Consider the following 17,556-nt stretch of genomic DNA (forward strand, 5'->3'; position numbering starts at 1 on the left):
CGTCAGATAAGGAACATTCATGTTACGGTACAGTCTCTTAACCGCCGGGCTGATGCTCGGCGCCTCTGCCTTTGCCGCCCCGGCAGGGGATCTCCCCTTAATGCCCTGGCCTGCGAAGGTCGAACGCCCGACGACTCAGGGCACGCTGGTGCTCAGCAACAACGTATCCATTAGCGTCAGCGGGGACGATCTCGGTGACGCCGTCAGCCGCCAGCGCCAGCGTATCGCCCTGCAAACCGGCTGGACGCTGCAGCCGCAGGCTGAAAAGCCGGACAAACCGACTATCCGCATCGCGGTTGCCAAAAAGGTCAAGCCGCAGCCGCTGCCGGACAGCGATGAAACCTATAAGCTCACGGTGGACGCCAACGGGGTGAATATCTCCGCCAACACCCGCTTCGGCGCGCTGCGCGCTATGGAAACCCTGCTCCAGCTGATGCAGAACGGGGCGGAAAAAACCTCTCTGCCGTGGGTTACCATTGAAGATTCGCCGCGCTTCCCGTGGCGCGGGCTGCTGCTCGATTCGGCACGCCACTTTATCCCGCTGCCGGATATCAAACGCCAGATCGACGGCATGGCTGCGGCGAAGCTCAACGTGCTGCACTGGCACTTAACCGACGATCAGGGCTGGCGCTTCAGCTCGAAGCGCTACCCTAAGCTGACGCAGCTTGCCAGCGACGGGCTGTTCTACACCCCAGATCAGATGCGCGAGGTGGTGCGTTACGCCGCCGAACGCGGTATCCGCGTGGTGCCGGAGATCGATATGCCGGGTCACGCCTCGGCGATTGCCGTGGCCTACCCGGAGCTGATGAGCGCCCCGGGGCCGTACGCCATGGAGCGCCACTGGGGCGTGCTGAAGCCGGTGCTGGATCCCACAAAAGACGCAACTTACGCTTTTGCCGACGCGATGGTCAGCGAACTGGCGGCGATCTTCCCCGATCCGTATCTGCATATCGGCGGTGACGAGGTCGACGACAGCCAGTGGAAAGCGAATACCGCGATCCAGAATTTCATGCGCGACAACAGGCTGGCGGACAGCCACGCGCTGCAGGCCTATTTTAACCGCAGGCTGGAAACGATCCTCGAGAAGCATCACCGCCAGATGGTCGGCTGGGATGAGATCTACCATCCCGATCTGCCGAAAAGCATTCTGATCCAGTCCTGGCAGGGGCAGGACGCGCTGGGGCAGGTGGCGCAGAACGGCTACAAGGGCATTCTCTCCACCGGTTTCTATCTCGACCAGCCCCAGTCCACCGCCTATCACTACCGCAACGAGATCGTCCCGCAGGGGCTGAACGGCGTGGACGTGATAGCCGACACCGACAGCGCCCAGAGCTGGGCCTTCTCCATGCCGCGCCTGAAGGGCAAGCCGGTGGAGGGGAGCTTCACGCTGGTGAAAGGGGACGCAGGCTGGCGCGGATTTATTGATTTTGCCGGGAAATCCCGCCGCGCGGTGCAGGATATTGAATGGCGCAATGACAGTCAGGTGACCTTTACCGTCGATACGTGGATGGGCGAGACGCGCCCGGTGGTCTCCGTTGATAACGACAAGCTTACCGGCTATTTCCTGGTGGGGAATTCGCGTTACCCAATCAGCGGCACGCGTCTGGACGCGGTGCCGAAAGGCATTCCTCCCGTCGTGCCGGACGTGGCGAATCAGGCCAACCTGCTCGGCGGGGAAGCCGCGCTGTGGGCGGAAAACGTGGTGGCGCCGGTTCTGGATATCCGCCTGTGGCCGCGCACCTTCGCGGTGGCGGAGAGGCTGTGGTCCGCGCAGGACGTCAACGACGTCGATAACATGTACACTCGCCTGCAGGCGATGGACAGCTGGTCGACGGTGTCGGTCGGGCTGCAGCAGCATACCCAGCAGCAGGTGCAGTTCACGCGCCTTGCCGGTAATGCCGACACGCTGCCGCTGCAGATCCTCGCTCAGGCGGTAGAGCCCGCGCAGTATTACACCCGCCAGCACCTGAAGTTCCAGGCGGGAAACTATCATCAGTTCGAACCGCTCAACCGCTTCGCCGATGCGCTGAACGTCGAAAGCGCCACCGTGCGCCAGATGAACAAATGGGCGGACCGCCTGGTGAGCGATGCGGAAGACGCGGAAAGCGCCGACGCGCTGCGCCACGTCTTTAACCGCTGGCAGAGCAATACCAGCGACGCGCTGGCGTTAAGCGAAAACAGCTATCAGCTGAAGGCGATGAGGCCGGTGATCCAGGAGGTGGATAAGCTGGCCTCCATTGGCCTGAGGCTGACGGATCTGGTGGCGCGCCAGGGCACGCTGGATGATAAAGAGATAGCCTCGATTCAGAGCGAGCTGGATAACGCGGCGAAGGTTCAGGACGAGGTGGTGATTGCGGCGGTCTATCCGCTGGAGACGCTGCTCAGGGCGACGAGGAATCAGTAGCAAGCAACAAAAAAGGCAGCCCGGGCTGCCTTTTTTATCGCCAAAACGAATTAGCGACGTACCGCAATCGCTTCGATTTCAATTTTCACGTCTTTTGGCAGACGAGCCACTTCCACGCAGGAGCGCGCCGGGAAAGAGGCGTTATGCTCGGTGAAGAACGCTTCGTAAGTGGCGTTAACGGTGGCGAAATCGTTCAGATCTTTCACGAAAACGGTGGTTTTCACGATATCGCCCACTTTCAGGCCTGCGGATTCCACGATCGCCTGCACGTTTTCCAGCGACTGACGCGCCTGCGCCGCTACGTCGGCTGGCACTTCACCGGTCTTCGGGTTCACCGGGATCTGGCCAGAGGTAATAATCATGCTACCCAGATCAACGCCCTGAACGTATGGGCCGATAGCCGCTGGTGCATTTTCCGTCGCGAGTACTTTGGTCATGATTTCTCCAGAATAACAGCTGATTTAAGAGTCCCGGCCATTATAGGGAGGCCGGGATCCTTTACCAACCTCAATTAGTTGGCCAGCACCACATAATGAGAAAACTCTTTTTCGCAGTATTTGCATTTGAGTGCGATGTCATCGGCGCGTTTTTTCACTGCGAAGCTGGAGGAAACCGGCTCCGCGTGGCTGATGCAGTTGCTGTTCGGGCAAACCAGCACGCTCTCAATCCGCTCCGGCAGGCTTGGGCGTGATTTTCCCACCACGTCGTAATCGTCGATGCGGTTCACCGTGGCGTCCGGCGCGTAAAGCGACAGCTGGTTAACCTGCTCGTCGGTCAGGAAGGTATTCTCGATCTTGATCAGGTCCTTGCGGCCCATTTCGCCTGACGGCAGGTTCAGGCCAATGGTGATGCGCTGGTCGGTTTCGGTCAGTTTGAACAGCGTCAGCAGCTTAAAGCCGACCTGCGCAGGGATGTGGTCAATCACGGTGCCACGTTTGATGGCTTCAACCTGGAGTTTGTTATCGTGTGTCATTGTCGTTTCCCCTTACAGAGCCAATTCGCGATTCAGAACCAGTGCCAGTAACGCCTGGCGGGCGAAGATGCCGTTTCCGGCCTGCTGGAAGTACCAGGCGTGCGGCGTTTTATCCACGTCTGTGGTGATCTCATCGATGCGCGGCAGCGGGTGCAGCACCTTCATGTTGTCGCGCGCGCCCTCGAGGTCGCTGGCGCGCAGCACAAACTGCGCCTTCACGTTGGCGTACTCGGACGGATCCAGACGCTCTTTCTGCACGCGGGTCATATACAGAATATCCACGTTGCCCATCACCTCTTCGATGCTGGCGTGCAGGCTCCACGGGATGCCTTTTTCGTCCAGCATGTCGAGAATATACTGCGGCATCGCCAGCGCGTCCGGGGCGATGAAGAAGAAGCGGTTTCCGTTGAATTTCGCCAGCGCCTGGGTCAGGGAGTGAACCGTGCGGCCATATTTCAGGTCGCCGACCATGGCGATGTTCAGGTTTTCCAGACGGCCCTGGGTCTCCTGAATGGTGAACAGATCCAGCAGGGTTTGCGTCGGGTGCTGGTTGGCGCCGTCACCGGCGTTCAGCACCGGGATACCGCCGGAAAACTCGGTCGCCAGACGGGCCGCGCCCTCCTGCGGGTGGCGCATTACAATCGCGTCAACGTAGGTGCTGATCACTGAAATGGTATCCGCCAGGGTTTCGCCTTTTTTACCCAGCGACGTGTTGCTGCTGTCTGAGAAGCCCACCACGCTCGCGCCCAGGCGGTGCATGGAGGTTTCAAAGGAGAGGCGGGTGCGGGTCGAGGCTTCAAAGAAGCAGCTCGCAATCACCTTGTGCTTCAGCAGCTCCGGTTGCGGATTGGCCTTCAGTTTTGCCGCGGTTTCCAGAACCAGTTCCAGCTCTTCGCGGCTGAGGTCGTTTATGGAAATGATGTGTTTTTGATAAAGCGGATTCATGTTTATCTCCTGACGCCGGGCAAAAAAAAGCCCCTCAAATGAGGGGCTCTGGGAATAGGTTTAGCAACGGGAAGAAAAACGGCAGGCCAGCGTCTGATTTCAGACGCGGTAAGACGTTATGTCGAACACGCTTGACCATGCTTCCTCCCGGCAAATTGTCGGGCATTATACGCACCCCGATGTCCGGATCAAGCAATTTAATGCACGCTTTACTCAATGCAAACGGTTCTTTATGAATATTAATGCGTTCTGAGTAAATAATTAATTTGCTTATGCACCAGCGCGGTACGCTTCACCACCCGGGGGGCGACCCAGACAATACTGCTTCCGGCAACCACGCCTAAAATTTCCGGTAACTGGTGATAATCCAGAATGCGCGCCACCGCGCGGCCATATCCGGCCACGGTATGAATAAGGATAAATTCGCTATTATGCTCCACGCTGACCACCATTTCGGAAACGGTACGCGCGGCGTCGGGGGCAGGGCGCAGAAGAGGATTCAACGAATAAATCTTTAGCCCTTTGGCATTTCGAATTTTTATGACACCAAGCAACTTGAGCAGACGTGAAACGGTGGACTGGCTGATGGTCTCAAAACCACGCTCCTGCAAATCGCGGCGAATCTCTTCCTGGGAGAGATAGCTCTTTTCCGCGATCAGACGCTGGCACACCGTAAGCTGCAGTTGCTCTTTGGGAGAGTACTCTTCGTAATCCATCATAGTTCCCATATTAGTTCCCGAAATAACCGGTGGCACCGCACCGATCCGTAGGCCGGATAAGCGCAGCGCCATCCGGCAAATTACAACAATGCCCCCAGACTTAACGCCACCATGATCACCACCGTCAGGATCGCCAGCAGCGGCGCCACCCATTTCAGGTAGCGCACGTAGGGCACGCGGGCGATAGCCAGCCCGCCCATAACCACCGCGGAGGTGGGCGTCACCAGGTTAACGATACCGGAGGCTGACTGGTAAGCCGTGACTACCAGGTCGCGGTTGACGTTAGCGAAATCGGCAAGCGGTGCCATGATCGGCATCGTCAGAACGGCCAGGCCGGATGAAGAAGGCACAAGAAACGACAGCACCACCTCCAGCCAGTACATCACGTTGATAAACGCCACCGTGGACAACCCGCTGACCAGCCCTTCCGCGCTGTGTAAAATGGTGTGGGTAATCATGCCCTTATCCATGATGACTACGATACCGCGGGCAATACCGATAATCAGCGCGACGCCCAGCAAATCTCGTGCGCCGTTGATAAACGTCGAGGTCAGCTCCTCTTCACTCATGCGGGCGATCAGGCCGACGATAATGGCGCTGGCGAGAAACACCGCCGAGATCTCCGCCATCCACCAGCCCAGCACCGCCACGCCGTAAATCATCACCGCGAAGGCGAGGGCGAAAATCACCAGGATGATTTTGCGCACCGGGGTAAATTCCAGCGACTGTTCCCCCTTGTTGCCAAGGAAATGGGCGCGGTTCTCTTCCTGTTTGTCTGCGACGATGGAGAGAGACGGATCCTGGCGCACCTTACGGGCGTAACGCATTACCCACGCCACGCAGATGATCCAGCCGATGACCAGCAGCGCCACGCGCAGGGCGATCCCGTTGGTGAAGGGGATCCCGGCGGCGTTGGCGGCGATCACCGTGGCGAAGGGGTTGATGGTGGAGCCGAGTGTGCCGATCCCCGCGCCGAGCAGCACGGTGGAGGCCGCGACAACCGGATCAAAACGGGCGGCCAGCATTACCGGCACCAGCAGGGTGTAGAACGGCAGTGACTCTTCGGCCATGCCGTAAATGGTCCCACCTGCGGCGAACAGCGCCATCAGGATCGGGATCATCCACTCTTCACGCCCGCGTAATCGCGTGGTGACGCGCTCGATCCCGGCGTCGATCGCCCCGGTTTTAGTGACGATCCCGAGAAATCCCCCGATGATCAGGATAAACAGCGCCACGTCGATCGCCCCGGCCTGGCCGGACTCCGGATCGTACAGCCCGGCAATGGGAGCCATCAGGACGGAAACCAGCCCCTGCGGGTGGGCCGCCACGTGCGCGTAGGTTCCGGCAACCGGCACATCCTTGCCGAGCGCCTCGTTCATTGCCATATGGTACTGCCCGGCCGGCACAATCCACGTCAGCACGGCCACGACGGCAATCAGAAAAAAGAGAATGGTGTAAGCGGAGGGAAACTTAAACTTGCCCATGATGTTCTCCTGAACCCCGGCGCACCCCGTGGCGCGCCGGGCGGTGATTAGTCGCCGAGTGTCGCCACCATGACGGCTTTTATGGTGTGCATACGGTTTTCTGCTTCGTCGAAGACAATAGAGTTTGGTGATTCAAAGACCTCTTCCGTCACCTCCAGCCCCTTCAGCCCGTAGGCCATCTCGATTTCGCGGCCCACCTTAGTGTGCTCGTTGTGGAATGCCGGCAGGCAGTGCATGAATTTGACGTTCGGGTTGCCGGTGGCCTTCATCACCTGCGCGTTAATCTGATACGGCTTCATCAGGCTGACGCGCTCGGCCCAGGCTTCCTTCGGCTCGCCCATGGAGACCCACACGTCGGTGTAGAGGAAATCGGTCCCCTGCACGCCTTCTTCCACGTCGTCGGTGAGGGTGATGCGCGCGCCCGTCTCTTTCGCGATGGCGCGGCATTGTTCAACCAGCCCCGCTTCCGGCCAGAAGGATTTCGGCGCGACGAGGCGGATATCCATCCCCATCTTGGCCGCGCCTACCATCAGGGAATTGCCCATGTTGTTGCGCGCGTCGCCGAGATAGGCAAAGCTCAGCTCCGGCAGGGTTTTGCCCGGGGAGTGCTCCAGCATGGTCATCAGGTCGGCGAGAATTTGCGTTGGGTGGAACTCGTCGGTCAGGCCGTTCCACACCGGCACGCCCGCGTACTCGCCCAGCTCTTCGACGATGGCCTGACCATAGCCGCGGTATTCGATGCCGTCGTACATGCGGCCCAGCACGCGGGCGGTGTCTTTCATCGACTCTTTATGGCCAATCTGCGATCCGCTTGGGCCGAGATAGGTCACCTGCGCGCCCTGATCGAACGCGCCCACTTCAAAGGCGCAGCGGGTGCGGGTGGAGGTTTTTTCAAAGATCAGGGCGATGTTTTTCCCGACCAGGGTCTGCTTCTCGCGCCCGGCTTTTTTGGCGGCCTTGAGCTCGATGGCGAGGTCAATCAGGTACTGGATCTCCGCCGGGGTATAGTCCAGCAGTTTGAGGAAGTTGCGGTTTTTCAGGTTGATGGTCATGGGTAAATCCTTTTTAAAATGAGTGTTCAGTTACGAATCAACGTGCCTTTCTCGCCCGCGAGGATCTCCGCGCCGTCGGCCAGCGCGCCGATCCCGGCAATGCCGTTACAGGCTTCAACGAACTCGCGGCAGGCGGCCACTTTTGGCCCCATCGATCCGGCGTCGAACTGCATGCCTCTGAGCAGCGCCGGCGTCACCTGCGCCAGCGGGCGCTGGGTCGGTTTGCCCCAGTCGAGGTACACCGCGTCGGCGTCGGTGAGGATCAGCAGGGCATCGGCTTCGATCTGGCGCGCCAGCAGGGCGGCGGAGAGGTCTTTGTCGATCACTGCCTCAATGCCGCGATAGCCGTTGGCGTGTTCCACCACCGGCACGCCGCCGCCGCCGTTGCAGATCACCAGGTGATCTCGCTGGATCAGCGCCGTGATGGCGTCGCTCTCGACGATGCGTTTCGGCTGCGGTGACGGCACCACGCGGCGGACGTAGCTCCCGTCGGCCTTAAACACCCAGCCTTTTTCTGCGGCCAGCGTTTTTGCCTGGGCTTCGCTGTACACCGGGCCGATGTATTTGGTGGGGTTGCTGAAGGCCGGGTCGGCGGCGTCCACTTCCACCTGGGTGAGCAGGACGCTCACCTCGCGCTGCGGCAGATTGTTTTTCAGCGCCTGCTGAAGCATGTAGCCGATCATTCCCTGGCTTTCGGCACCGAGAACGTCCAGCGGGTAGGGTGTGACTTTGTCGTAGGCGCTGTTCTGCAGCGCCAGCAGCCCGACCTGCGGCCCGTTGCCGTGCACCAGCACCACGCGCCACTGTTCTGTTAATCCGGCGATGGTGAGCGCGGCCTGCTCGATGTTCTGGCGCTGGATTTCGGCTTCCAGCGGCTCGCCGCGCTTGAGCAGCGCGTTGCCGCCAAGGGCCACAACCAGAGTGGGTTTTCGTTCCATGATGGCTCCTTTAAATTCCGTCGCGTTCCAGCGGGCAGCTCATGCAGCGCGCGCCGCCGCGACCGCGTCCGAGCTCGTCGCCAGGGATGGGCAGCACGGTGATGCCCGCTTTGTCGTACTTCTCGTTGGTCCAGACGTTGCGCTCGTAGCCAATCACCACGCCCGGGCGGATGGTCAGCACGTTGTTGGCGTCGTTCCACTGCTCGCGTTCGGCTTCAAAGGCGTCGCCGCCGGTGGTGATCAGGCGCACCTGGTTAATGCCGAGCGCTTTCTCGATGGCGTGCAGCAGGTCGGTTTCCTGAGTGCGCAGCAGGCCGCCGCGTCCGTCCGGGGTAAGCGTCCAGCACTGGGCGTCCTTGCGCACCACTTCCGGGTAGACGGAGAAGGTGTCCACGTCGATGTGGGTCATGACGGTGTCGAGGTGCATACAGGAGCGGTGTTTGGGCAGCTCAACGGCAATCACGCGCTCGGCCTGGCGGTGCTTAAACAGGCTGTTAGCGAGGAACTCCACGCCCTGCGGCGTCGTGCGCTCGGACATGCCGATCAATACCGCCCCGCGGCCAATCACCAGTACGTCGCCGCCTTCTAAGGTGGCGTGGTCGTAATTAATATTCTCGTCGCCGAAATACTTAATAAAATCGCCGTCGGCAAACGCCGGGTGCCAGCGATATATTGCCCGCAGGTTATTGGTTTCACGCTGACGGGCTGGTTTGGCCATTGGGTTAATAGAGACGCCGTTATAAATCCAGCACGAGGTATCGCGGGTAAATAAATGGTTCGGCAGCGGCTTCATAATAAAATCATTCGCCGTGTGGGTATCCACCACCATATTTTTAATGGCCGCCGGAATTTCGCCGTAGGTTAATCCGCCGCTCAGTCTGCGCGCCAGTTCGCGGTGCGGCATATCCGCCAGCCAGCCGCGCACGTCGCCAGCAAAGGTTGGGCCGAGGCGGTAGTCAGAGATTTGCGTCTCCAGCAGCCAGGCTTTCGCCTCAGCGATATCAAGGGTTTGTGTCAGCAGGTCGGTCAGCAGCAGGACTTCCACCCCCTGCTCGCGCAGCGTGTTGGCGAAGATGTCATGCTCCTCACCCGCCCGCTCAACCGAGAGCACGTCATCAAATAGCAGCTCCTGACAGTTTGATGGCGTTAAGCGTTTCAGACTTAAATTTGGGCGGTGCAGCATAACGCTACGCAATTGACCAATTTCAGAACCGACGTAATGCTTTTCCATAATTATTCCTTTAACTGTTTTTCAGAATAAAAAGGGCATGCGCCATGTCATGTATTTAATTGCATGGCGGCTAAGCTCAATTGATTTCGTGGTTCATACTAGGCAGTTAAATAATCCGTATTGTGATATTGCTCACGCGAAAATGGATATTAAGCGGTTTGTTTTCATTTGCATGATTCGCATCAGATAATGATTAATTGGCTATTCTGGCGAGGTGAATAGCTAAGCACTATCCGTTGTCATTATTTGCAGTTGTTAGTGTTTTGTAGAATTTCATGCTTTGAAATATTTTGTTAAGCTATTGATTTTAATTGTTTTTATGGTTTGTGTGGAATGGCTATGCAATATTGCTAATTAACTATTTTTGGCTTAAGGAAAATCAATAAATATTTATTGAATTTAATAGCAAATTATCAAAGTGCTAAAATGTGAAGCGGTAGCGAGTTTTGTTGTTAAGGCATGATGATCAGTAAGTTAGCGCAAGGCCGTGATAACGAAGAACTGAAGATATGCATAATGACTGCATAAATGCCTGCGAAGGCTTAACAGCAAATTAACACCATTCCCGATAAACATGCGTTCGCGCAAATCCCGCCTAAAAAGGACTGGTATGGCAGCCAGGATTCTCGTATAAAAGATAAAAATGAAACGTTGTTTTATATCGAGGGTTTTCTGATGATTATCGGCAACATCCACCATCTGCACTCCTGGCTGCCTGACGAACTGCGACAGGCCATCGAGCACGTTAAATCTCACGTCACCGACGCGACGCCGCTCGGCAAGCACGACATCAACGGCAACAGTCTGTTTTATCTGGTCTCCGAAGACACGACCCAGCCGTTCGCCGAGCGTCGCGCCGAGTACCACGCGCGCTATCTGGATATTCAGATCGTGATGAAGGGTCTGGAAGGGATGACCTTCAGCACCCTGCCGCCCGGCACGCCGGACACCGACTGGCTGGCGGATAAAGATATCGCCTTCCTGCCGGAAGGCGAGCAGGAGAAAACCGTGGTGCTGAGCGAAGGGGATTTTGTGGCGTTCTGGCCGGGTGAGGTGCATAAGCCGCTGTGCGCGGTGGGCGCGCCGGCGCAGGTGCGTAAGGTTGTGGTGAAAATGCTGGTGGAGTAAGACCCCTCATCCCAGCCCTCTCCTACAGGTAGAGGGTTAGGGTGCGGGCATCAGGCCGCATCGCCGCCTGATTTGCGGGCCTACAAGGGATTGCGTAGTTAATTGATATCGCGGAATAAGGTTGGCCGGGTAAGCGTAGCGTCACCCGGCAAAAAGAGCGCACCAAATCAATTTCATTGTTAGTACGTCGTTTGGCTCATTTTGCGATAGCCAGATTTCTTGAAAAATCCGCATTAGAAACTGACTGTACCTTCCATAAGTTGTTTTCTTTAACCATGCAGTCTATGACTACGTGCTCCTGCTTTTTGCCAAATGCAATGTATACGTTGACACAAACTGGATCAGTATCCCCGGCTATGGCTGTTACATTCTGGGGCCAGTCATCGCCAACGTATTGCGCTTTTAAAAACATATCGGCTTCGTAAAACTCTTCGTCGGCATAACGCGGAGCCTGCGTATGACGGAGTTTTTTCATTGTTGATGCTGTGACATATTTATCTATTTCGTTTCCATCAGTAATGGGAAATGCATCTTTGTTGATTTGATTAATGTACCAGCTGTTAAATTTTACAGCACGCTCAATCGGGTCAGAGTGGCCAGCCATTACAGAGAAAGAAAATATGAAGAGAAGCAGTAAGATATTTTTCATATCAGTAGTGCCTGTAAAGGGTGATTTTTGGCTGTATCTTCCGATATGTCTGGCCGGGATAAAGGCTGTTCTGTTTAAAATCTGAATACCAGGTACCCGATTCGTCGTAGATACATGCATGCCCATTCTGATGCGCACCTGGTAATGCGTCAATTACTGCGACATCACCCTCAATGGGTGTGCCGTACACCTTGCTGAATCCTGCCTTCTCAAGAGAGCGCCAGAAGTTTTTTGCATCAGCACCATCAATTTTCAAACCTCCGGCACGAATAGCTGCAGCGACGGCGCGAGCGCAGTAACCCGTACTGTTATGATGTGCGTGGCTGCGGGCATATGACACAGCTTCATGCTTATTCCATGACATAAAATAATCCTTATTTTATTAACTAAACGTAGTAATAAGGAAACATTACACCGAATATTTACAATGGTTTGTAATTGATAATAATCTAATATTAACCATCATCAATCTAATAAATAATGGTTAATAAAATTATAAATACATATTATGGTTGATGCTTATCTGAGGATGCGTCAGTAAAATGATTTTTTTGCGCGTAAACTGGAAATGATTATCTGCTGAAAAATAATTCAGCAGATAATCACCATCTCAAGGTAACAGAGAGGCTCACTCCCCAAGCGTCGCCACCATCACCGCCTTAATCGTATGCATCCGGTTTTCCGCCTGGTCGAACACGATGCTCGCCGCCGACTCAAACACCTCGTCCGTCACCTCCATCCCGCCGTGCAGGTCGAACTCCTTCGCCATCTGCTTGCCGAGCGTGGTCTGGTCGTCATGGAACGCCGGCAGACAGTGCAGGAACTTCACGTCCGGGTTGCCGGTCAGCGCCATCATCTGGGCATTCACCTGATACCCACGCAGCAGCGCAATCCGCTCCGCCCACTTCTCTTTGGCTTCGCCCATCGACACCCACACGTCGGTATAGATAAAGTCCGCGCCCTTCACGCCCGCCGCCACGTCTTCCGTCAGCGTGATTTTCCCGCCGTGCTTCTCCGCCAGCGCGCTGCACTCCGCCACCAGGCTCTCTTCCGGCCAGCAGGCCTTCGGAGCCACCAGGCGCAGATCCAGCCCCGTCAGCGCCGCCGCTTCCAGCATCGAGTTGCCCATGTTGTTGCGCGCGTCGCCCGCGTAGACCAGCGTCATCTCGTTAAACGCCTTGCCCGGCAGGTGCTCCTGCATGGTCAGCAGGTCCGCCAGCAGCTGCGTCGGGTGGAACTCGTTGGTCAGCCCGTTCCACACCGGCACGCCCGCATACTGCGCCAGCGTCTCGACCACTTCCTGGCCGTGGCCGCGATACTGAATGCCGTCGTACATCCGCCCGAGCACGCGCGCGGTGTCCTTAATTGACTCTTTATGCCCAATCTGGCTGCCGCTCGGCCCTAAATACGTGACGCGCGCGCCCTGGTCAAATGCGGCAACTTCGAAAGAGCAACGGGTACGGGTCGAGTCTTTTTCGAAGATGAGCGCGATGTTTTTACCGGTAAGCTTCTGTACTTCCTTGCCATTTTTTTTATCGGCTTTGAGCTGTGCGGCAAGGGTCAGCAGAGAAGTGAACTGTGCAGGGGTAAAGTCGAGCAATTTCAGAAAGTGTTTCTTGTACAGATCAGACATTTTATCCTCACATGGCGAACGCCACTTATTGAATTAAAATTCACTTTATATGTGTAATTATTCATTTGCAACCCCGTTTCACAATTCTTTCTTACAAAGGTGGAGGCAAACCCGTCCGTGTGTGAAAATAGAAGTATCTGCCGCACTTTAAAGAGGATTGAGCCATGGCAAACCCGGAACACCTGGAAGAGCAACGCGAAGAGACGCGTCTGATTATTGAAGAGCTGCTGGAAGACGGTAGCGATCCGGACGCGCTGTACACTATTGAGCATCATTTCTCTGCGGATGATTTCGACGCGCTGGAAAAAATGGCCGTGGAAGCCTTCAAGCTGGGTTACGAAGTGACCGAGCCGGAAGAGCTGGAAGTGGAAGAGGGCGACACCGTCATCTGCTGCGACATCCTGAGCGAAGGCGCGCTGAAGGCGGAGCTGATCGACGCGCAGGTTGAACAGCTGATGAACCTGGCCGAGAAGTTTGAAGTGGAATACGACGGCTGGGGAACCTATTTCGAAGATCCGAACGGTGAAGACGGCGAAGAAGGCGACGACGAAGATTACGTCGACGAAGACGACGACGGCGTGCGTCACTAAGCGTTTCAGGCGGTGGCGCGCGCCACCGCTTTTTCAAGGCAGAACCATGGATTACCCGCAGATACTCGCCCCCGTACTCAACTTCCTCCAGTGCCCGACCCCGCAAGCATGGATTGATAAAGCCCGCGATCCGGCGAACCTGCCGCTGCTGCTCACCGACCACATGGTGTGCGAGCTCAAGGCCGCCCAGACCGCGCTGCTGCTGGTGCGTAAATACGTCGCCGACGAAAGCGGTGCCGACGCGCTGCTCGACTGGCTCAAGCCCTACGAACAGTTCACCTTCCGCGACGGCCCGGAGCCGGACTTCATCGCCCTGCACAGGCAGATTGGCAAAAGCGTGATGCCCAAAACCGACGATCCGTGGGGCCAGGCGCTTATCGACAGCATGGTGCTGCTGATCAAAGAGGAGCTGCATCACTTCTGGCAGGTGCGCGAGGCGATGCTGGCCCGCGACATTCCGTACGTCAAAATCACCGCCAGCCGCTACGCCAAAGGGATGCTGAAGGAAGTACGCACCCACGAGCCGCTGACGCTGATCGACAAGCTCATCTGCGGCGCCTACATCGAAGCCCGCTCCTGCGAACGCTTCGCCGCGCTGGCCCCGTTCCTCGACGACGACCTGCAGAAGTTCTATCTCTCGCTGCTGCGCTCGGAAGCGCGCCACTATCAGGACTACCTGACGCTGGCCCAGCAGGTGAGCGACGACGATATCTCACCGCGCATAAAGCTTTTTGGCGAAATTGAAGCCACACTTATCTCGACACCGGACAACGAGTTTCGCTTCCACAGCGGCGTGCCGGTGTAAACCGGCATAACTCAAGGATAAGGATGCGAGATGAATAAAACGTGGACCCGTATTGTGATTGTCGTCATTGCGGCTGCCGCCGTGGCGTTCTGGGTGTTTTTCGACAGGCAGCGCGCCCCGGAACGGCAGATGGATAACGCCCTTAACGCGATGCCCGCCTGGCAGGTGATTAAGGAGCAGGAGCCCGCGCTGCATCAGCGCATCCTCGACCAGATGGCCGCCCTGCAAAAAGCGGGCGAGCCGGAGCAGCAGATTATCGACACCATCCAGCCGCAGATCCTGCATCTGCAGATGTCGCGCCTGCAAAACGCCCCGGACGCCAACGTGGTGAACTACATGACCATCAACATGGAGCAGACCGCCGCTATCCAGAAGGTGAGCGACGACGCCTGCTTCCGCTTCCTCTACCCGATGGTGAAGGGCGGCATCAACCCGATGCGCATGCTGGATAAAGACCTGATGACGCGGCGCATGCAGGCCGACGCCGACATGATGCGCGCGGCCTACGGCAAAAACCGCCACACCGTGACCCCGGCCGAACGCGAGGCGGCCGTCGAGGATGTGCGGCCGATTATGAAGCAACTTGCCGATAAGTACGGCGAGGACATCCAGCTGCTGCAGATGCCGGAGAAGGCGGCGGGCAAAGAGAAGCTCTCCTGCGATATGGTGCAGGAGATGTGGGCGAAGGTGCTGGCGCTGCCGGAGCAGAAGGCGGCAGGGGTGATTCGGCTGGCGGTGTCTGAGCTGGACTGACGAAGGGCGCTGGTTTTTTGGGCACTTAGCGCGGGTTTAGCGCGTCGTCGCTTGCATGGCGGCGCGCGACAGGTATAATCCACAACGTTTCCGCATCCCCTTCAGTGCCGAAGTGGCGAAATCGGTAGACGCAGTTGATTCAAAATCAACCGTAGAAATACGTGCCGGTTCGAGTCCGGCCTTCGGCACCAAAAGATGCAAATCAAAGTCGCTTAAGGGCGGCTTTTTTTGTGTCTATATTCATCTAAATTTACTCATCACCAAACGTAATAAAATCGAATTTATTGGTGATAAATAACAATCGATATTGCTTGAACATTCTGCATATAACTGGTTCTTTCCCTGCTGAGTTTGAAAAGCAAAATGTTAAACAGGACGCTTAACAATTCCCTGGCAATATTATCGTTACCACTTTCCCCTATGTGCATGAGCATGGTCCAGCTTGAGCGGCATAGCATCCGCGTGTCCAAAGCTACGGTTGAACGCTGCAAGATGGCAAGGTGTACAAAGATGCACTTTCCCATAGTTGCTGTCGGCATATGCCCTGATTGGGCTGATGTAGCTGTGGCATTCGGCACAGTAATGTTTTTCTGTAACGATTTTCCCCCTTCTGACCTTCAGGATCAGCGGACCGTGCTCACCGCTGACAAGATTATCATAATCGCTGGTTGCAATATTATAGCGGGTCGGTTTTCCATGCCGTTTAGCTGTAGCGTCCGTCTTTTCTTGGCGACTTCCTAGTGCCTTGAGGATTTTCTTCTGCGAGTAAGGTGACAAGACAAATCCCGGATTATTTACTTTCGACATTGTAGTTTACCTCTGGTTACGATCCATAAACTCACTCAATACGAGACTTTCGTGAAGGCATCAAACCGGAAATTACGCTCTAAATCTATGATCAGGATCAGTCGATAATCTGCATCAATAAATCACATCATTGTTCGGGTCTTAACCATGGCATATCACCTGCGGGCCGATTACAATCATTACTTGATTTTTTGCGAGCAGCATTCCGGATTTTTGATGACAAACACCATGAAAAAAAATGACAAACGCTGGATTGGCGATCTGCTGGGCGGTTCGTTGATGGTCCGAGAGAGCCGAACCATTGCTGAGCTGTTGCTATCTGAGCCAGATGAAACGACCTGGCAGCAGCAAATAATCAATGAAAATATTCTTCAGGCATCCTCCACCAGTACCGCAAATCGTTATGCCAGAACCTTAAGGCTGCGATTAATGACCCTGGATCGTGAGTGTTGGCAACTGATTGCTAATGGCAGTGAAAGCGAACGTCTGCAGATGCTGTTGGTTGCGTTGATGATACAGTCGCCAGTTGTTGCGGAGTTTATTGCTGATGTCGTAAATCCGGCTCGCCAACAGTTTAAAGAAAAGCTTGGTTTAAATTGCTGGGGTGATTTTGTGGATGAGAATCTTCGTTTGCACCCGGAGCTGGCTGCATTCTCTGATTCATCTATCCAAAAAATGGGTAACAATCTGATTAAGGCGCTTGCAGAAGCAGGTTACCTGGATAGCCCACGCCGCCGGAACTTACAAAACGTTTTCCTTCTACCAGATGTTGCAACGGCCTTGCATCGTTTAAACAAAGCCGAATTGCTTCCTGTTCTGGAGGGTAAAGCATGAATGATCCGATCCTTGAATATCGTTTAAAACAGTTAGAAGAACGTATCGGCGACGATCGTTTTTTGAAAAACCAAGGCTCCGGCAACGAGATTGGCTTCTGGATCTTTGACTATCCGGCGAAGCAGGAGCTTCAGGTCCGCGAGTATTTACACTTTTTATTCAAAAAACTGGATAAAAAATATACCTATAAAACACTCAATATCTTCCAGGTTATCATCGATATGCTTGAAGAACGTAAGCTCTTTGACCGTATCTGCCAGCGGGAGCCTGAGCTTGGCCTTGAGACACTGAAAAAGCATCTGGCAGCCCCACTAAGCCAAAAAAAAATCGCGGAATATATTGCGCGTACGGTCGATCTTCCGGCACAGCAATTTGTCATTCTGACGGGCCTCGGTAACGCCTGGCCATTGGTTCGCGGTCATGAGCTTATGAGCGCACTTCAGGACGTGATGGGGTTTACACCACTGCTGATGTTCTATCCTGGCACCTACAGTGGATATGATCTTTCTCCACTCTCAGGCATTAACTCGCGTAACTATTACCGCGCCTTCAGACTGGTACCAGAAACCGGACCTGCGGCGACTTTGACTCCTCGTTAAAAGACGACAGCA

21 protein-coding genes and 1 tRNA gene are annotated in these 17,556 nt (G+C 55.7%); 8 read left to right on the top strand and 14 right to left on the bottom strand.

What is annotated here, in order from left to right; genetic code table 11:
- The first annotated feature begins 19 nt into the window (after positions 1–19).
- On the top strand, positions 20–2,404 hold the full coding sequence (locus ACW9E7_RS01305) for a beta-N-acetylhexosaminidase (protein ID WP_458727121.1): 2,385 nt from the start codon (positions 20–22) through the stop codon (positions 2,402–2,404).
- Positions 2,405–2,454: 50 nt separating this feature from the next.
- Here ACW9E7_RS01305 and ridA read toward each other — a convergent pair whose 3' ends face one another.
- From ridA to arcA, 9 genes are all read right to left on the bottom strand, one after another.
- On the bottom strand, positions 2,455–2,841 hold the full coding sequence (ridA, locus tag ACW9E7_RS01310) for a 2-iminobutanoate/2-iminopropanoate deaminase (RefSeq protein ID WP_006810315.1): 387 nt from the start codon (positions 2,839–2,841) through the stop codon (positions 2,455–2,457).
- 74 nt (positions 2,842–2,915) lie between these two features.
- Entirely contained in the window at positions 2,916–3,377 is a 462-nt protein-coding gene (pyrI, locus tag ACW9E7_RS01315; RefSeq protein WP_014830457.1) for an aspartate carbamoyltransferase regulatory subunit, read from the bottom strand.
- A gap of 12 nt (positions 3,378–3,389) precedes the next feature.
- The gene (gene pyrB / locus ACW9E7_RS01320; RefSeq protein ID WP_014830458.1) at positions 3,390–4,322 is read right to left on the bottom strand and encodes an aspartate carbamoyltransferase; all 933 of its coding nucleotides are present in this window, start codon (positions 4,320–4,322) and stop codon (positions 3,390–3,392) included.
- A 34-nt stretch (positions 4,323–4,356) separates the two neighbouring features.
- On the bottom strand, positions 4,357–4,461 hold the full coding sequence (locus ACW9E7_RS01325) for a pyrBI operon leader peptide (protein ID WP_022646880.1): 105 nt from the start codon (positions 4,459–4,461) through the stop codon (positions 4,357–4,359).
- Between the two features lie 100 nt (positions 4,462–4,561).
- Positions 4,562–5,041 (bottom strand): arginine repressor, encoded by a 480-nt coding sequence (locus ACW9E7_RS01330; protein ID WP_043951733.1) that lies wholly within the window; start codon positions 5,039–5,041, stop codon positions 4,562–4,564.
- A gap of 80 nt (positions 5,042–5,121) precedes the next feature.
- Positions 5,122–6,525: a YfcC family protein gene (locus ACW9E7_RS01335; protein WP_063412732.1), complete on the bottom strand. Its 1,404-nt coding sequence runs from the start codon at positions 6,523–6,525 to the stop codon at positions 5,122–5,124.
- A gap of 47 nt (positions 6,526–6,572) precedes the next feature.
- Positions 6,573–7,577, bottom strand: coding sequence for an ornithine carbamoyltransferase (gene argF, locus ACW9E7_RS01340; protein ID WP_008501386.1), 1,005 nt, complete (start codon positions 7,575–7,577; stop codon positions 6,573–6,575).
- A gap of 26 nt (positions 7,578–7,603) precedes the next feature.
- Positions 7,604–8,515, bottom strand: a complete 912-nt coding sequence (arcC, locus tag ACW9E7_RS01345; RefSeq protein ID WP_458727122.1) for a carbamate kinase — start codon at positions 8,513–8,515, stop codon at positions 7,604–7,606.
- Positions 8,516–8,525: 10 nt separating this feature from the next.
- Complete coding sequence (gene arcA, locus ACW9E7_RS01350; RefSeq protein ID WP_008501384.1) at positions 8,526–9,746, bottom strand: arginine deiminase; 1,221 nt, start codon at positions 9,744–9,746, stop codon at positions 8,526–8,528.
- A 675-nt stretch (positions 9,747–10,421) separates the two neighbouring features.
- On the opposite strand from arcA, the gene ACW9E7_RS01355 reads away from it, so the two are divergent.
- Complete coding sequence (locus tag ACW9E7_RS01355; RefSeq protein ID WP_458727123.1) at positions 10,422–10,874, top strand: YhcH/YjgK/YiaL family protein; 453 nt, start codon at positions 10,422–10,424, stop codon at positions 10,872–10,874.
- A gap of 196 nt (positions 10,875–11,070) precedes the next feature.
- On the opposite strand, the gene ACW9E7_RS01360 is transcribed toward ACW9E7_RS01355, so the two are convergent.
- From ACW9E7_RS01360 to argL, 4 genes are all read right to left on the bottom strand, one after another.
- A complete protein-coding gene (locus tag ACW9E7_RS01360) occupies positions 11,071–11,523 on the bottom strand; it encodes a DUF3828 domain-containing protein (protein WP_458727124.1) in 453 nt (150 codons plus the stop codon).
- 1 nt (position 11,524) lies between these two features.
- A complete protein-coding gene (locus tag ACW9E7_RS01365) occupies positions 11,525–11,887 on the bottom strand; it encodes a CHAP domain-containing protein (protein WP_221702848.1) in 363 nt (120 codons plus the stop codon).
- Positions 11,888–12,151: 264 nt separating this feature from the next.
- Positions 12,152–13,156 carry an ornithine carbamoyltransferase gene (argF, locus tag ACW9E7_RS01370; RefSeq protein ID WP_010427327.1) on the bottom strand — a complete coding sequence of 335 codons (1,005 nt, stop codon included), beginning with the start codon at positions 13,154–13,156 and terminating at the stop codon, positions 12,152–12,154.
- Positions 13,126–13,221: a putative translational regulatory protein ArgL gene (gene argL, locus ACW9E7_RS01375; protein ID WP_213014347.1), complete on the bottom strand. Its 96-nt coding sequence runs from the start codon at positions 13,219–13,221 to the stop codon at positions 13,126–13,128. Before argL ends, argF (ACW9E7_RS01370) begins: the two co-directional genes overlap by 31 nt.
- A 99-nt stretch (positions 13,222–13,320) precedes the next feature.
- On the opposite strand from argL, the gene rraB reads away from it, so the two are divergent.
- The 4 genes from rraB (at position 13,321) to ACW9E7_RS01395 (ending at position 15,495) form a co-directional block, all read left to right on the top strand.
- The gene (rraB, locus tag ACW9E7_RS01380; protein WP_014882320.1) at positions 13,321–13,746 is read left to right on the top strand and encodes a ribonuclease E inhibitor RraB; all 426 of its coding nucleotides are present in this window, start codon (positions 13,321–13,323) and stop codon (positions 13,744–13,746) included.
- Positions 13,747–13,792: 46 nt separating this feature from the next.
- A complete protein-coding gene (gene miaE / locus ACW9E7_RS01385; protein WP_003862942.1) occupies positions 13,793–14,551 on the top strand; it encodes a tRNA isopentenyl-2-thiomethyl-A-37 hydroxylase MiaE in 759 nt (252 codons plus the stop codon).
- 30 nt (positions 14,552–14,581) lie between these two features.
- Positions 14,582–15,304, top strand: a complete 723-nt coding sequence (locus ACW9E7_RS01390) for a topoisomerase II (protein WP_458727125.1) — start codon at positions 14,582–14,584, stop codon at positions 15,302–15,304.
- A 106-nt stretch (positions 15,305–15,410) separates the two neighbouring features.
- Positions 15,411–15,495 (top strand) — tRNA-Leu (locus ACW9E7_RS01395).
- Positions 15,496–15,709: 214 nt separating this feature from the next.
- Here the strand turns inward: ACW9E7_RS01395 and ACW9E7_RS01400 are convergent.
- A complete protein-coding gene (locus ACW9E7_RS01400; protein WP_131775249.1) occupies positions 15,710–16,111 on the bottom strand; it encodes a hypothetical protein in 402 nt (133 codons plus the stop codon).
- 216 nt (positions 16,112–16,327) lie between these two features.
- Between ACW9E7_RS01400 and ACW9E7_RS01405 the strand changes: the two genes are divergently transcribed.
- Both ACW9E7_RS01405 and ACW9E7_RS01410 read left to right on the top strand, forming a co-directional pair.
- Entirely contained in the window at positions 16,328–16,945 is a 618-nt protein-coding gene (locus ACW9E7_RS01405; RefSeq protein WP_058675378.1) for a DUF1819 family protein, read from the top strand.
- Positions 16,942–17,544: a DUF1788 domain-containing protein gene (locus tag ACW9E7_RS01410; protein WP_058675377.1), complete on the top strand. Its 603-nt coding sequence runs from the start codon at positions 16,942–16,944 to the stop codon at positions 17,542–17,544. The genes ACW9E7_RS01405 and ACW9E7_RS01410 overlap by 4 nt, the downstream gene beginning before the upstream one ends.
- The last annotated feature ends 12 nt before the right edge of the window (positions 17,545–17,556 follow it).

It is taken from the genome of Enterobacter sp. H2G27 (assembly GCF_054403075.1).

What these genes read in the sequence shown, in the direction of transcription:
- ACW9E7_RS01305 (WP_458727121.1), top strand. Translation starts at nt 20, where the DNA reads ATGTTACGGTACAGTCTCTTAACCGCCGGGCTGATGCTCGGCGCCTCT.
- ridA (WP_006810315.1), bottom strand. Translation starts at nt 2,841, where the DNA reads ATGACCAAAGTACTCGCGACGGAAAATGCACCAGCGGCTATCGGCCCA.
- pyrI (WP_014830457.1), bottom strand. Translation starts at nt 3,377, where the DNA reads ATGACACACGATAACAAACTCCAGGTTGAAGCCATCAAACGTGGCACC.
- pyrB (WP_014830458.1), bottom strand. Translation starts at nt 4,322, where the DNA reads ATGAATCCGCTTTATCAAAAACACATCATTTCCATAAACGACCTCAGC.
- ACW9E7_RS01325 (WP_022646880.1), bottom strand. Translation starts at nt 4,461, where the DNA reads ATGGTCAAGCGTGTTCGACATAACGTCTTACCGCGTCTGAAATCAGAC.
- ACW9E7_RS01330 (WP_043951733.1), bottom strand. Translation starts at nt 5,041, where the DNA reads ATGATGGATTACGAAGAGTACTCTCCCAAAGAGCAACTGCAGCTTACG.
- ACW9E7_RS01335 (WP_063412732.1), bottom strand. Translation starts at nt 6,525, where the DNA reads ATGGGCAAGTTTAAGTTTCCCTCCGCTTACACCATTCTCTTTTTTCTG.
- argF (WP_008501386.1), bottom strand. Translation starts at nt 7,577, where the DNA reads ATGACCATCAACCTGAAAAACCGCAACTTCCTCAAACTGCTGGACTAT.
- arcC (WP_458727122.1), bottom strand. Translation starts at nt 8,515, where the DNA reads ATGGAACGAAAACCCACTCTGGTTGTGGCCCTTGGCGGCAACGCGCTG.
- arcA (WP_008501384.1), bottom strand. Translation starts at nt 9,746, where the DNA reads ATGGAAAAGCATTACGTCGGTTCTGAAATTGGTCAATTGCGTAGCGTT.
- ACW9E7_RS01355 (WP_458727123.1), top strand. Translation starts at nt 10,422, where the DNA reads ATGATTATCGGCAACATCCACCATCTGCACTCCTGGCTGCCTGACGAA.
- ACW9E7_RS01360 (WP_458727124.1), bottom strand. Translation starts at nt 11,523, where the DNA reads ATGAAAAATATCTTACTGCTTCTCTTCATATTTTCTTTCTCTGTAATG.
- ACW9E7_RS01365 (WP_221702848.1), bottom strand. Translation starts at nt 11,887, where the DNA reads ATGTCATGGAATAAGCATGAAGCTGTGTCATATGCCCGCAGCCACGCA.
- argF (WP_010427327.1), bottom strand. Translation starts at nt 13,156, where the DNA reads ATGTCTGATCTGTACAAGAAACACTTTCTGAAATTGCTCGACTTTACC.
- argL (WP_213014347.1), bottom strand. Translation starts at nt 13,221, where the DNA reads ATGAATAATTACACATATAAAGTGAATTTTAATTCAATAAGTGGCGTT.
- rraB (WP_014882320.1), top strand. Translation starts at nt 13,321, where the DNA reads ATGGCAAACCCGGAACACCTGGAAGAGCAACGCGAAGAGACGCGTCTG.
- miaE (WP_003862942.1), top strand. Translation starts at nt 13,793, where the DNA reads ATGGATTACCCGCAGATACTCGCCCCCGTACTCAACTTCCTCCAGTGC.
- ACW9E7_RS01390 (WP_458727125.1), top strand. Translation starts at nt 14,582, where the DNA reads ATGAATAAAACGTGGACCCGTATTGTGATTGTCGTCATTGCGGCTGCC.
- ACW9E7_RS01400 (WP_131775249.1), bottom strand. Translation starts at nt 16,111, where the DNA reads ATGTCGAAAGTAAATAATCCGGGATTTGTCTTGTCACCTTACTCGCAG.
- ACW9E7_RS01405 (WP_058675378.1), top strand. Translation starts at nt 16,328, where the DNA reads ATGACAAACACCATGAAAAAAAATGACAAACGCTGGATTGGCGATCTG.
- ACW9E7_RS01410 (WP_058675377.1), top strand. Translation starts at nt 16,942, where the DNA reads ATGAATGATCCGATCCTTGAATATCGTTTAAAACAGTTAGAAGAACGT.